This is a genomic window from Arthrobacter sp. AG258, from assembly GCF_004364695.1.
Taxonomy (GTDB): domain Bacteria; phylum Actinomycetota; class Actinomycetes; order Actinomycetales; family Micrococcaceae; genus Arthrobacter.
In genome coordinates, this window is the sequence record NZ_SOBI01000004.1 from 95818 (window position 1) to 109369 (window position 13552).

Below are 13552 nucleotides of genomic sequence, written 5' to 3' on the forward strand. Positions count from 1 at the left end.
GGGTCGAGTCGCCGGCCCGCTTCGACCGGGTGCATCTACGGGGGGTATTTTGCTGGTCGGTCTCATCAGGCGGCAACTCGCTGGACAGCAAGCCCAGGTGTGGGCCATCGTGCTGCTCCAGTTGGTCCAGGCAGCGGCCAACCTGCTTCTGCCAACAGTGAACGCGGCGATCATTGACGATGGCATTGTGGCCGGGGATACGGCCGCCATATCCAGGCTGGGCGCGGCGATGGCCGTCATCGCCGTGGTACAGGCGGCGTCCGCCATCGGGGCAGGCTACCTGGGAGCAGTGGTGGCCATGCGGATCGGGCGCCGGCTGCGGGCGGAAGTCTTTGCCCGGATCCAGTCGTTGTCGTCACAGGACGTGGCTCTGTTCGGAACCCAAAGCCTGACCACGCGTGCCACCAACGACACCCAGCAAATCCAGGCATTCGCCGTCCTGGTTTTCACCATGCTCTTTGCCGGACCCGCCATGGGCGTCGGGGGAATCGTCCTGGCCGTGCAGCAGGACGTGGCGCTGTCCGTGGTGGTGATCGTCATCGTTCCGCTGCTCCTGCTGATCATGTACCTGATCGTGCGCCGCCTGATTCCGCTCTACCGGGAGGGCCAGGACCTGCTGGACCGCTCGGGCGGAATCCTGCGCGAACAAATCATCGGCGTGGATGTTATCCGCGCCTTCGTCCGCCAGGATTACGAAGCACGGCGGTTTGCCCGGGCCAACGCCGGACTGACCGCGAACAACCTGCAGTCTGCGCTGCTGGTGGCGGGGATGCTGCCGATGATCATGCTGGTGGTCAACATCAGTTCGGTCGCCGTGGTCTGGTTCGGCGGGCACCGCATCCAGGACGGCCTGATGAACCTCGGCGCCCTCACCGCCTTCATCGCCTACATCATGCAGATCCTGCTGGCCATCATGATGGCCATGTACGTCCTCATGACGGCGCCGCGCGCGGCTGCCTGCGCCGAACGCATCCAGGCTGTCCTGGACACCGAGCCGTCGGTCCGCGACGCGGCGGCCCGGATTCCCGGCGCCGGTAATGGACCAGCCAGGCCGGGCGGCCGGAGTACGGATGCGGGCGCACCGGCACCCGGGCCGGGCCTCCTCCAGTTCCATGGGGTTGGCTTCTGCTACCCGGGAGCTGAAGCGCCGGTGCTCGCAGACATCAGCTTTACCGCAGCACCGGGTACCACCTTGGCGATCGTCGGCTCAACGGGAAGCGGGAAGTCGACGCTGCTGAACCTGATTCCGCGGTTCCTCGACCCCACGGAAGGCCACATCACCGTGGGCGGCCGCGACGTCCGGGACATGCCCCTGGACCTTTTGCGCGGAGCCATGGGGATCGTGCCGCAGCACTCCCACCTCTTCACCGGAACCATTGCGGATAACCTGCGGCTGGGTGCGCCGGAGGCCACCGACGAGGAACTGTGGGCGGCCCTGGAGACGGCGCAGACCATGCGGTTCATGCGCGACCTCCCGTTGGGTCTTGCCACGCCGGTGGGGCAGGGCGGCGCAAGCCTGTCGGGCTGGCAGCGCCAGAGGCTGTGCATTGCCCGGGCACTGTTGCGCCAGGCGCCCCTCTACCTTTTCGACGACAGCTTCTCCGCCCTCGACTACCGCACCGACACCAGGCTGAGGCTGGCGCTGGACCAGGTTTTGGCGGCCGCCACGGTGGTCGTGGTTGCTGAACGCCTGTCCGCCGTCGAGGACGCGGACCTCATCCTGGTGCTCGACGACGGCCGGCTCGCCGCCCAGGGAACGCATACGGAGCTGTTGCAGGACTCGGCCACCTACCGGGAAATCGCCGAGTCCCAGCTCGCGCTGGACGGCCCCCTGTGACGGCGGCCGGCGAAGCCGTGGCTGCTGCCCACTCCTTCCGGCCCACCGCGGCGAGGCTCCTTGGCCTCCTCCGCCCTTTCCGGCTGCGGGTCCTGGGCGCCGTCGGCGCCACGTGCGCCTTCGCCGGCCTCAACGTTGCCGCTCCCAAGTATCTTGGTGACGCCACGGACCTGGTGGTGGACGGCGTCGCCCAAGGCAGCCTGGACCAGCGCCTCGGCACCCTGCTCGCGGTTGTAGCCGGCATGTACGTGCTCGCCTCACTGTTCAACTGGATCCAGGGGGCGCTGACGGCCCGTGCCGTCCAGGGCCTCATGTTCAGGCTCCGCGCCTCGGTGGAGGACAAGCTGCACCGCCTGCCGTCCACCTACTTCCGGGAGCGGTCCCGGGGCGACGTCCTCAGCCGCGCCACGAACGACATCGACAACATTGCCCAGGCCCTGAACCAGGTCTTGACGCAACTGATCGTCTCCGTCCTCATGCTGTGCGGCTCGCTGGCCATGATGCTGTGGATCTCGCCGCTGCTCGCCGCCATTGCCGTTGCCACCGTCCCGGTCTCGACGTGGATCACCGTGCTGGTGGCGCGCCGCTCGCAGGAGCATTTCGCCAGCCAATGGAAGGAGACCGGCGAGCTCAACGCGCACGTGGAGGAATTCATCAGCGGCCACGAGGTGGTCAAGGCCTTTGGCTGGCAGGAGCAGGCTGCGGGAGTGTTCGGCCAGAGCAACGCACGGCTGGCCCGGGCCGGCCGCAAAGCCCAGTTTTCCGCGGGCGTGGTCCAGCCGCTGATGGTCCTGATGTCCAACCTCAACTACATTGCGGTGGCGGTCGTGGGAGCCCTGCAGATCCTGTCCGGGTCCATGACCATTGGCGGGGTCCAGGCGTTCATCCAGTTCAGCCGGCTGTTCACCCAGCCTGTGGGGCAGATTGGCGGCCTGCTCAGCGTCATGCAGTCCTGTGCGGCGTCGGCTGGAAGAGTCTTCGCACTCCTGGACGCGGTGGAGGACCCCCCGGAACCGGCCGGCACGGCACCGGCCGGGCCGGTTGCCGGCCGCATCGTTTTCGATGGTGTCACGTACCGCTACCCGGGTTCGGTCCCCGCGGTCCGCGACCTCACCTTCACGGTTGATCCGGGGCAGGCGGTGGCCATCGTGGGACACACCGGTGCCGGCAAGAGCACCGTGGTGAACCTGCTGATGCGTTTCCTCGAGCCTTCCTCGGGCCGGATCTCCATTGGCGGGCAGGACATCTCCTCCGTTCCGCGCGACCAGCTGCGCTCCCGGTTCGGCGTGGTTCCGCAGGATGCCTGGCTGTTCGCCGGGACCATCCGGGAAAATATCGCCTATGGCCTTCCGGAGGCTTCGGACCACGCCGTCGTCGCCGCCGCGGAGGCCACCCATGCCGACCGTTTCATCCGTTCCCTGCCCCACGGCTACGGCACCGTACTGGAAAACGGCGGCGAGCCCCTCAGCCAAGGACAGCGGCAGCTCATCACGATAGCCAGGGCGCAGCTGGCCGGACGCTCGGTGCTGGTCCTGGACGAGGCCACCAGCTCGGTGGATTCCAGGACCGAGCTCCTGATCCGCCAGGCGATGCAACGGCTCCGGAACGGCCGGACCAGTTTCATCATCGCCCACCGTTTGTCCACGGTCCGGAACGCTGATCTAATTCTGGTCATGGACCATGGACGCATCGTTGAGCAGGGAACGCACGAGAGCCTCCTGGCCGCCAACAGCTACTACGCCGCGCTCTACAACGCACAGTTCGCCGCCCGTGACGGCCGCGCCGGTGTCCTGGAGGGTGGCCTGTGAGCGCCCCCGCGGACTTCCCCGGCGCCTGGCGGCCGAATCCCGCCAGCACCGTGGCGCTGTTCGAGCAACTGCGGCTGCAGGTCATCCACCTTGCTGACAACGGCGCGCTTGCCCCGGGCACCAGGCTCCCGGCCGTGCGTGCCCTGGCGGAAAAGCTCGACGTCGCCCCGCACACCGTGGCCAGGGCTTACAAGGAGCTCGAAGCCGCGGGGATTGTAGCCACCCGCGGGCGGAACGGCACGGTGGTTTCGGCGCGGGATGAGAGGCTCGGCGGGTTGGCCGCCGCCGCGGCGGCGTACGCGGACGTGGCCAAGGCGCAGGGGGCCAGCTTCGCGGAGGCCGTCAAGCTGCTGGCGGCCGCCTACGATGTTCCCTGAGGGCGGAACCGCGCATGTTCGAAGAAGTTTTCGATTAGCATTATGGGGTGCCTAAAGCCGTAGCTGAAGAAACCTCTGCCCCCGCCTCCTCCTTCACCGCCGCCCCCGCTGCCGTCCCGCAGCGGCCGGACCTCTCCAGGCTCGTCGTGAAGGGCGCGCGGGAGCACAACCTGCGCAACGTGGACCTGGACCTGCCCCGTGACGCCATGATTGTCTTCACAGGCCTCTCCGGATCCGGAAAGTCGTCCCTGGCGTTCGACACCATCTTTGCCGAAGGCCAGCGCCGCTACGTCGAATCGCTCTCCGCCTACGCGCGCCAGTTCCTGGGCCAGGTGGACAAACCCGATGTCGACTTCATCGAAGGGCTGTCTCCCGCGGTCTCCATCGACCAGAAGTCCACCAGCAAGAACCCGCGGTCCACCGTGGGCACCATCACCGAAATCTACGACTACATGCGCCTGTTGTGGGCACGTGTCGGCAGGCCGCACTGCCCCGTGTGCGGTGAGCCGGTATCCAAGCAGACGCCGCAGCAGATTGTGGACCAGCTCCTGGAACTCGCAGACGGAACCCGATTCCAGGTCCTGGCGCCGGTGGTGCGCGGCCGCAAGGGCGAGTTCGTTGACCTTTTCAAAGAGCTCAGCGCCAAGGGCTACTCCCGTGCGCGGGTGGACGGCAACCTGGTCCAGTTGAGCGATCCGCCCAAGCTGGGCAAGCAGTTCAAGCACACCATCGAGGTAGTGGTGGACCGCCTCGTGGTCAAGGAAGGCATCAGCCAGCGGCTCACCGACTCCATCGAGACGGCCCTGGGGCTGGCGGAAGGCCGCGTCCTGGCCGAGTTCGTGGATCTTGACGCCGACGATCCCGGACGGATCCGGGCTTTCTCCGAGAACCTCGCCTGCCCCAACGAACACCCGCTGGCCATCGACGAGATCGAGCCCCGCTCGTTCTCCTTCAACAACCCCTTCGGTGCCTGCGCGGCCTGCAGCGGCATCGGTACCCGGCTGGAGGTGGACGAGGAACTGATCGTTCCCAACCCGGAACTCTCGCTCTCCGAAGGCGCCATCGCGCCATGGTCCCTGGGAACCGCCACCACCGAATACTGGAACCGTCTCCTGGAAGGCCTCGCCAAGGAAGTGGGCTTCTCCATGGCCACGCCGTGGGAGAAGCTCGGCAAGGACGTCCGCCAGACCATCCTGCACGGCAAGGACCACAAGGTGGTGGTGCAGTACCGGAACCGGTTCGGCCGGGAACGCAAATACAGCACCGGCTTCGAGGGTGCCATCCAGTACGTCCACCGCAAGCATGGCGAGACCGATTCCGACTGGGCCCGCGACCGCTACGAAGAATACATGCGCCAGGTCCCATGCCCTTCCTGCAACGGTGCCCGGCTCAACCCGGCCTCGCTCTCGGTCCTCATCAACGGCAAGTCCATCGCCGAAGTAGCGGCACTGCCCATGCGGGACTGTGCGGAGTTCCTGAACACCCTGGTCCTCACCGGACGTGAAGCGCAGATCGCGCACCAGGTCCTCAAGGAGATCCAGGCGCGGCTTACCTTCCTGCTGGACGTGGGCCTCGAATACCTTAACCTCGAGCGCCCCTCAGCCACCCTCTCCGGCGGCGAAGCACAGCGCATCAGGCTCGCCACCCAGATCGGGTCCGGCCTGGTGGGCGTGCTGTACGTCCTGGACGAGCCCTCCATCGGCCTGCACCAGCGCGACAACCGCCGGCTCATCGAAACCCTCACCCGGCTCCGCGACATGGGCAACACCCTCATCGTGGTTGAGCATGACGAGGACACCATCCACGTGGCTGACTGGATCGTGGACATCGGACCGGGCGCAGGAGAACACGGCGGCCAGGTGGTGCACTCCGGAACCTACAAGGAGCTGCTGGAAAACAAGCAATCGCTGACCGGCGACTACCTGTCCGGCCGCAAGGCCATCGCCGTGCCCAAAAAGCGCCGGAAGTACGACAAAAAGCGCGAAATCAAAGTGGTGGGTGCCCGGGAGAACAATCTCGTCAACGTCGACGCCGCCTTCCCGCTGGGACTCTTTACTGCGGTGACCGGCGTGAGCGGTTCCGGTAAGTCCACGCTCGTGAACGAAATCCTCTACAAGGTGCTCGCCAACAAGCTCAACGGCGCCAAGCAGGTGGCTGGCCGGCACAAGACCGTTCAGGGCCTCGAGCACCTCGACAAGGTGGTCCACGTGGACCAGAGCCCCATCGGCCGCACCCCCCGATCCAACCCGGCCACGTACACGGGAGTGTTCGACAACATCCGCAAGCTCTTCGCGGAGACCACCGAAGCCAAGGTTCGCGGCTACCTGCCGGGCCGGTTCTCCTTCAACGTCAAGGGCGGCCGCTGCGAAGCATGCTCCGGTGACGGCACGCTGAAAATCGAAATGAACTTCCTGCCTGACGTGTACGTCCCCTGCGAGGTCTGCCACGGTGCCCGTTACAACCGGGAAACGCTGGAAGTCCACTACAAGGGCAAGACCATCGCTGACGTCCTCAACATGCCCATCGAGGAGGGCGCCGAATTCTTCGCGGCATTCTCGCCCATCGCCCGCCACCTGAACACCCTGGTGGATGTCGGACTGGGCTACGTGCGGCTGGGCCAGCCCGCCACCACGTTGTCCGGCGGTGAAGCGCAGCGCGTCAAACTCGCGGCCGAGCTGCAGAAGCGGTCCAACGGGCGCAGCATCTACGTCCTGGACGAGCCCACCACGGGGCTGCACTTTGAGGACATCCGCAAGCTCCTCATGGTCCTCCAAGGGCTGGTGGACAAGGGCAACACGGTGATCACCATCGAGCACAACCTGGACGTGATCAAGAGTGCGGACTGGCTCGTGGACCTCGGGCCCGACGGCGGTTCGGGTGGGGGCCAGATCGTCGCGGCGGGAACGCCGGAGCAGGTCGCCAAGTCCAGCACCAGCCATACGGGGAAGTTCCTGGCAGAAATACTGGGCTGACCAGCAGCGGAATCCGTCCGGAAATATTCCTGTACGGGAATGCGAGTTTCAGGCACTCGCGCTGTCGTGAGAAACTAACCCGGTGACTTCAACAACAGTGCCCGTGATCTTTGACCTGGACGGCACTCTTGTCGACCCGGCCGGTGGAATAACAGAAGGCATTGCATCGGCCCTCCGCGGGCTGGGGCTGCCGGTTCCCGCCCAGGACCTGCTGGATGCGATGATCGGCCCCAAATTGAGCGACTCACTGCTCAACGTAGCGAAGGTGCCGGCGGACCGCCTTGAAGAGGTGGTCCGCCGCTACCGGGAACACTACGTCTCCACCGGAATCGCCCAGAGCAGGCTCTACCCCGGAATCCAGGAAATCCTCGAATCCTTCGCAGCGGCCGGACGGCCCGTTGCCGTGGCCACCCAGAAGCCGCAGCGCCTTGCGCACACCGTACTGGCACACCACGGCATCGACGGCTTCTTCCACGGCATCCACGGGTCCGCCGACGACGAAGCTGCCGTGGACGGCGTTCCGCTGGGCAAGACCCAGATCATTGCCGCAGCCCTGCGGGACCTGGATACCGAACACGCCATCATGGTGGGGGACCGGGCACAGGACGTTTCGGGAGCGATTGCCAACGGCCTGGACTGTATTGGCGTGGCCTGGGGATTCGCGCCAGACGGCGAACTTGAAGAGGCCGGGTCGGTCGCCGTCGTCAGCACTGGTGAGGAACTGGTCACAGTCATCGAACGGCTGCAAGCCGTCCACACCGCGGCCATGAGCGGGGTGAGCAACAATGGAAATGTTTGATGCCGTCCGCTGGACGACGCGGAACCTCATCTCCGGCACCTGCCGCCCCACCGTCGTCGGCCTGGACAATGTCCCCTCGGACGGCCCTTTCATCGTGGCCCCCAACCACCTGTCGTTCTTTGACAGTGTGATCGTCCAGGCGCTGATGCCCCGCCCGGTCGCGTTCTTCGCCAAGGCCGAGTACTTCACCACCGGAGGCGTCAAAGGCAAGGTCATGAAGGCCTTCTTCGAATCAGTGGGTTCCATCCCCGTGGAGCGCGGCGAACAGGCAGCCAGCGTCCAGGCGCTCAAGACACTCCTGGACATCCTTGAGTCCGGCCGCGGCATCGGCATCTACCCTGAGGGCACCCGGTCCCGCGACGGCATCCTGTACCGCGGACGCACCGGCGTCGGCTGGCTCGCGCTGACCACCGGGGCACCGGTCATTCCGGTGGGCCTGATCGGGACCGAAAAACTCCAGCGGGCCGGCGAAAAGGGTGTCAGGCCACAGCATTTCACCATGAAGGTGGGGGAGCCGCTGTACTTCGATAAGACCGGCCCGGACCACTCGCTGCCCGCGCGCCGTGAGGTCACGGACCGGATCATGGACGCGATCGCTGCCCTGACCGGCCAGGAGCGCTCCACCAGCTACAACCAGAGCAAGTCCGCCGAGTAGCCGTGCTGGCGCAGATGCCCGGCGCGCCTTAGTAGACTTGATAGGTGGCAAATCCAGCAAGTTACCGGCCCAAAACCGGTGAAATCCCCACCAACCCGGGCGTCTACCGGTTCCGTGACCCGCATGGGCGGGTGATTTACGTGGGAAAGGCGAAGAGCCTCCGGTCCCGCCTGAACTCATACTTTGCCAACCCGGCGGGCCTGTTGCCGAAAACCTACGCCATGGTCCACGCGGCCAGCAGCGTCGAGTGGACCGTGGTGGGCAGCGAACTGGAATCGCTGCAGCTTGAGTACACCTGGATCAAGGAATTCAAGCCCCGGTTCAATGTCGTGTTCCGGGACGACAAGACCTACCCCTACCTCGCCGTCACCATGGGCGAAAAATACCCCAGGGTCCAGGTCATGCGCGGGGACAAGCGGAAGGGTACCCGCTACTTCGGGCCCTACACCGCCGGTGCCATCCGCGAAACCATGGACACCCTGCTGCGCGTCTTCCCTGTGCGCAGCTGCAGTGCCGGCGTCTTCAAACGGGCCGAAGCCAGCGGCCGCCCGTGCCTGCTGGGCTACATCGACAAATGTTCCGCACCTTGCGTGGGCCGGATCTCGCCGGACGACCACAGGGCGCTGGCCGACGACTTCTGCGCCTTCATGGGCGGCGAAGCCAAACGGTTCATCAACAAGTTGGAAAAGCAGATGGCCGACGCCGTGGCGAAACTGGACTACGAACACGCCGCGCGGCTGCGCGACGACATCGCCGCCCTGCGCAAAGTCTTCGAACGCAACGCCGTGGTGCTGTCCGAAGACACCGACGCCGACGTCTTCGCCCTGCACGAGGACGAGCTCGAAGCCGCAGTCCAGGTGTTCCACGTCCGGGGCGGCCGGATCCGCGGGCAACGCGGCTGGGTGGTGGAAAAGGTGGAGGACTTCACCACCCCGGACCTCGTGGAGCACCTGCTCCAGCAGGTCTACGGCGAAGACGGCGAGACCCACGGCAGGCTGCCGCGCGAGGTCCTGGTCCCTGTCGCACCCAGCAACGCGGAGGACCTCGCCACCTGGCTTGGCGGCATCCGCGGGGCCAAAGTGGACATCCGCGTCCCGCAGCGCGGAGACAAGGCGGCGCTGATGTCCACTGTGCGAGAAAATGCCGAGCACGCGCTCAAGCTCCACAAAACCCGGCGTGCCGGTGACATCACCGTCAGGTCGCAGGCACTCCAGGAACTGCAGGAAGCCCTTGACCTGCCCGTTCCGCTGCTCCGGATCGAATGCTTCGACGTTTCGCACGTCCAAGGGACCAACGTGGTGGCCTCCATGGTGGTGGTGGAGGACGGCCTGCCCAAGAAGTCCGATTACCGCAAGTTCTCCATCACCGGGCCTGCCGCCTCCGACGACACGGCGGCCATGCATGACGTCCTGACCCGGCGTTTCCGCCATTACCTGCAGGACAAGTCCGCGCAGGTGGATGAATCCCTCCTTGCCGCGGATGGGAAAGACCCTGTGGCCGGGGACGCAGTGCTGGACACCACCACGCCGGCGCCCAAGGCCAAATTCGCCTACCCGCCGAACCTTGTGGTGGTGGACGGCGGCCAGCCGCAGGTGAACGCGGCAGCGCGCGCCCTGGCCGAGCTGGGCATCGATGACGTCTACGTGGTGGGCCTGGCCAAGCGGCTGGAGGAAGTATGGCTGCCGGACAGCGATTTTCCGGTGATCCTGCCCCGGACTTCCCAAGGCCTGTACCTGCTGCAGCGGATCCGTGACGAGGCCCACCGCTTTGCCATCACCTTTCACCGGCAAAAGCGCGGCAAGGCCATGACCGTCTCCGCGCTTGACGCCGTCCCGGGCCTGGGCGCGTCCAAACGGAAGGCCCTGCTGGCGCATTTCGGTTCGGTCAAGGGCGTCAAGGCCGCCACCGTGGAAGAGCTCTCCGAAGCCAAGGGGATCGGACCCGCCCTGGCCGGCGCCATCGTGAACCACTTCGCCACCGGCACGGACGACGCCGTGTCCGTCCCGGCAATTAACATGGCCACCGGCGAAATCATTGAAACTTAGCTAGGGTAAGTGACGGGGCGGCGCCACTGCGGCGGCCCCTGGCACAACAACGAAACGGGGCGGACTTCATGGCAGACACGACGGCGGGATCCGAGGACGGGCAGGACGGGCTGGAGACAGTCAAGCCGCTCGAAGCGGAGCTGCTGGTGGTCACCGGAATGTCCGGCGCCGGGCGGAGCACCGCCGCCGACGCGTTGGAGGACCACGGCTGGTATGTCGTGGAGAACCTGCCGCCGCAGATGCTCGGCACCCTGGCCGAACTCGTCTCGCACGCTCCCCAGTCCATTCCCCGGCTCGCGGTGGTCATCGATGTCCGCAGCAAGGGACTCTTCGCCGACATCCGGTCCGCACTGGGCGCACTCGCCGCCAGCGGGGTCACCTTCCGGGTGCTGTTCCTGGACGCCAGCGACAACGTCCTGGTCCGGCGCTTCGAACAGGGCCGCCGCCCCCACCCGCTCCAGGGCGGGGGCCGTATCCTTGACGGCATCGCCGCGGAACGCGAGCTGCTGCAGGAGCTGCGCGACAGCTCCGACGTCGTGCTCGATACCTCCAATTACAACGTCCACGGACTCGCCACGGCCATTACGGAGCTGTTCAGCGAAACCGGTCCCGTGGCCCTGCGCCTGAACGTCATGAGCTTCGGCTTCAAGTACGGCCTCCCGGTGGACGCCAACTACGTGGCCGACGTGCGGTTCATTCCCAACCCGCACTGGGTGCCCCAGCTGCGCCCCCTGACCGGCCTGGACAAGGACGTCAGTGACTACGTGCTTGAGGCAGAAGGGGTCAAGAACTTCGTGGACCGCTACGTCCTCGCGCTGGAGCCCGTGTTGGAAGGATACCGGCGGGAAAACAAGCACTACGCCACCATCGCCGTTGGCTGCACCGGCGGCAAGCACCGCTCCGTCGCGGTCGCCGTCGAACTTTCCAAGAAGCTCGCCCAGTACCCGCGCGTCACCGTGACCACCGCGCACCGGGATCTGGGCCGCGAATAATGGCCCTTTTCACCGGCGCCCTGCCCCTGGTCCCACCGGCCGGCGGTACGTCGCCCGGCCAGGACAAGGGCCCCAACGTTGTAGCACTGGGCGGCGGACACGGCCTCGCGGCCTCCCTGTCGGCCCTGCGCCTGCTCACCTCCGAGCTCACCGCAATTGTCACCGTGGCGGACGACGGCGGCTCGTCCGGGCGCCTGCGCGAGGAGTACGGCGTGCTCCCGCCCGGCGACCTCCGCATGGCCCTGTCCGCCCTGTGCGACGACACCGACTGGGGCCGCACCTGGCGCGACGTCATGCAGCACCGGTTCCGCGCCGGCAAAGGCCCGGGCGGTTCCCTCGATGAACACGCCATGGGCAACCTGCTGATCGTCACCCTGTGGGAACTGCTGGGCGACGCCGTCGCCGGACTTAAGTGGGCCGGTGCGCTGCTGGGCGCCCGTGGCCAGGTGCTGCCCATGTCCACCGTCCCGCTCACGATCGAAGGCGACGTCCGCGTCACCACCCCCGGCGGCGGAACGGGGCTGGAGACCATCCACGGGCAAGCGCGCTGCGCCGTCGCCGGGTCGCTCGAAGAAGTCCGGCTCCTGCCGAAATCGGCGCCGGCCTGCACGGAGGCCCTGACGGCGATCGAGCTGGCGGACTGGGTGGTCCTGGGCCCGGGGTCCTGGTACACCTCGGTCCTGCCGCACCTGCTGCTGCCCGAGATGCTCCAGGCACTGTGCAGCACGCCGGCCAAGCGCTGCCTGACCATGAACCTTGCCACCGATACCAAAGAAACGTCGGGCATGAGCGCCGCCGACCATCTCCACGTCCTCCGGCGCTACGCTCCGGAGTTCAGCGTGGACGTGGTCCTCGCCGATCCCGCTTCAGTACCCGACCGGCAGGAGTTCGAGAAGGCCGCCGCCATGATTGGAGCGGAGGTGGTCTTGGGTAAAGTAGGGGCGTCGGGACGCCGCCCAGTCCACGAGCCACTGCGGCTGGCCACGGCGTACCAGGACATTTTTGGGAACAGTTAGGAAGGTGCCATGGCACTGACAGCATCAGTCAAAGAAGAACTGTCCCGTCTGGACATCAAGAAGTCATCAGTGCGCAAGGCGGAAGTCTCCGCCATGCTCCGGTTCGCCGGGGGACTGCACATCATCTCCGGCCGGATCGTCATCGAAGCGGAAGTGGACCTGGCGTCCACGGCCCGCCGGCTCCGCGCCGCCATCGCCGAAGTCTACGGACACCAGAGCGAAATCATCGTGGTCTCGGCCGGTGGACTGCGCCGCGCCAGCCGCTACGTGGTCCGCGTGGTCCGCGACGGCGAAGCACTGGCCCGGCAGACCGGCCTGCTGGACGGCCGGGGCCGCCCGGTGCGGGGGCTGCCGTCCGCCGTCGTCAACGGCTCGGCGGCCGATGCCGAAGCCGTATGGCGCGGGGCGTTCCTGGCCCACGGCTCACTGACGGAACCGGGACGGTCGTCCTCGCTGGAGGTCACCTGCCCGGGGCCCGAATCGGCCCTCGCCCTGGTCGGGGCGGCCCGCCGCCTGGACATCCAGGCCAAGGCGCGTGAGGTCAGGGGAGTGGACCGCGTGGTCATCCGCGACGGCGACACCATCGCGGCGCTGCTGACCAGGATGGGCGCCCACGACGCGTTGATGGTCTGGGAAGAACGCCGCATGCGCAAGGAAGTCCGTGCCACGGCCAACCGGCTCGCCAACTTCGACGACGCCAACCTGCGCCGTTCCGCGCAGGCCGCGGTGGCCGCAGGCGCCCGGGTGGACCGGGCCCTGGAGATCCTCGGCGACGACGTTCCGGACCACCTGAAATACGCCGGGGAACTGCGGGTGGCGCACAAACAGGCGAGCCTGGACGAACTGGGCCGGCTGGCCGACCCCGTGATGACCAAGGACGCGATTGCCGGCCGGATCCGCCGGCTCCTGGCCATGGCGGACAAACGCGCCCTTGACCTGGGCATTCCCGGAACCGACGCCAATGTGACGCCGGAAATGCTGGACGAGTAAGCGCCCCATAGAATCAAAAAGATTCCGGGCGCCAGACGCCCGGATGCACAATCCGAGAGTC

General features: G+C 66.7%; 10 protein-coding genes. All 10 read left to right on the forward strand.

The annotated features are described in order from the left end of the window. Nucleotides 1-49: 49 nt before the first annotated feature. Nucleotides 50-1837, forward strand: coding sequence for an ABC transporter ATP-binding protein (locus DFO47_RS09640; RefSeq protein WP_166651704.1), 1788 nt, complete (start codon nt 50-52; stop codon nt 1835-1837). Next, nucleotides 1834-3645 (forward strand): ABC transporter ATP-binding protein, encoded by a 1812-nt coding sequence (locus tag DFO47_RS09645; RefSeq protein WP_018761248.1) that lies wholly within the window; start codon nt 1834-1836, stop codon nt 3643-3645. The genes DFO47_RS09640 and DFO47_RS09645 overlap by 4 nt, the downstream gene beginning before the upstream one ends. Further along, nucleotides 3642-4022, forward strand: coding sequence for a GntR family transcriptional regulator (locus tag DFO47_RS09650; RefSeq protein WP_018761249.1), 381 nt, complete (start codon nt 3642-3644; stop codon nt 4020-4022). The genes DFO47_RS09645 and DFO47_RS09650 overlap by 4 nt, the downstream gene beginning before the upstream one ends. Nucleotides 4023-4069: 47 nt before the next feature. Next, entirely contained in the window at nt 4070-6994 is a 2925-nt protein-coding gene (gene uvrA, locus DFO47_RS09655) for an excinuclease ABC subunit UvrA (RefSeq protein WP_109044632.1), read from the forward strand. A gap of 82 nt (nt 6995-7076) precedes the next feature. Then, nucleotides 7077-7793 carry an HAD hydrolase-like protein gene (locus DFO47_RS09660; protein WP_026264444.1) on the forward strand — a complete coding sequence of 239 codons (717 nt, stop codon included), beginning with the start codon at nt 7077-7079 and terminating at the stop codon, nt 7791-7793. Beyond that, complete coding sequence (locus tag DFO47_RS09665) at nt 7780-8448, forward strand: lysophospholipid acyltransferase family protein (RefSeq protein WP_026264445.1); 669 nt, start codon at nt 7780-7782, stop codon at nt 8446-8448. The genes DFO47_RS09660 and DFO47_RS09665 overlap by 14 nt, the downstream gene beginning before the upstream one ends. 44 nt (nt 8449-8492) lie before the next feature. Continuing rightward, a complete protein-coding gene (uvrC, locus tag DFO47_RS09670; RefSeq protein ID WP_018761253.1) occupies nt 8493-10493 on the forward strand; it encodes an excinuclease ABC subunit UvrC in 2001 nt (666 codons plus the stop codon). A 68-nt stretch (nt 10494-10561) separates the two neighbouring features. After that, nucleotides 10562-11485, forward strand: a complete 924-nt coding sequence (rapZ, locus tag DFO47_RS09675) for an RNase adapter RapZ (RefSeq protein ID WP_018761254.1) — start codon at nt 10562-10564, stop codon at nt 11483-11485. Beyond that, the gene (gene yvcK, locus DFO47_RS09680; protein ID WP_133831519.1) at nt 11485-12501 is read left to right on the forward strand and encodes a uridine diphosphate-N-acetylglucosamine-binding protein YvcK; all 1017 of its coding nucleotides are present in this window, start codon (nt 11485-11487) and stop codon (nt 12499-12501) included. The genes rapZ and yvcK overlap by 1 nt, the downstream gene beginning before the upstream one ends. Nucleotides 12502-12510: 9 nt before the next feature. Beyond that, complete coding sequence (gene whiA / locus DFO47_RS09685) at nt 12511-13491, forward strand: DNA-binding protein WhiA (protein WP_015937022.1); 981 nt, start codon at nt 12511-12513, stop codon at nt 13489-13491. The last annotated feature ends 61 nt before the right edge of the window (nt 13492-13552 follow it).

Bases quoted from the DNA above. Each gene is read 5' to 3' on its own strand.
- yvcK (WP_133831519.1), top strand. From the start codon at position 11,485: ATGGCCCTTTTCACCGGCGCCCTGCCCCTGGTCCCACCGGCCGGCGGT.
- whiA (WP_015937022.1), top strand. From the start codon at position 12,511: ATGGCACTGACAGCATCAGTCAAAGAAGAACTGTCCCGTCTGGACATC.
- DFO47_RS09665 (WP_026264445.1), top strand. From the start codon at position 7,780: ATGGAAATGTTTGATGCCGTCCGCTGGACGACGCGGAACCTCATCTCC.
- rapZ (WP_018761254.1), top strand. From the start codon at position 10,562: ATGGCAGACACGACGGCGGGATCCGAGGACGGGCAGGACGGGCTGGAG.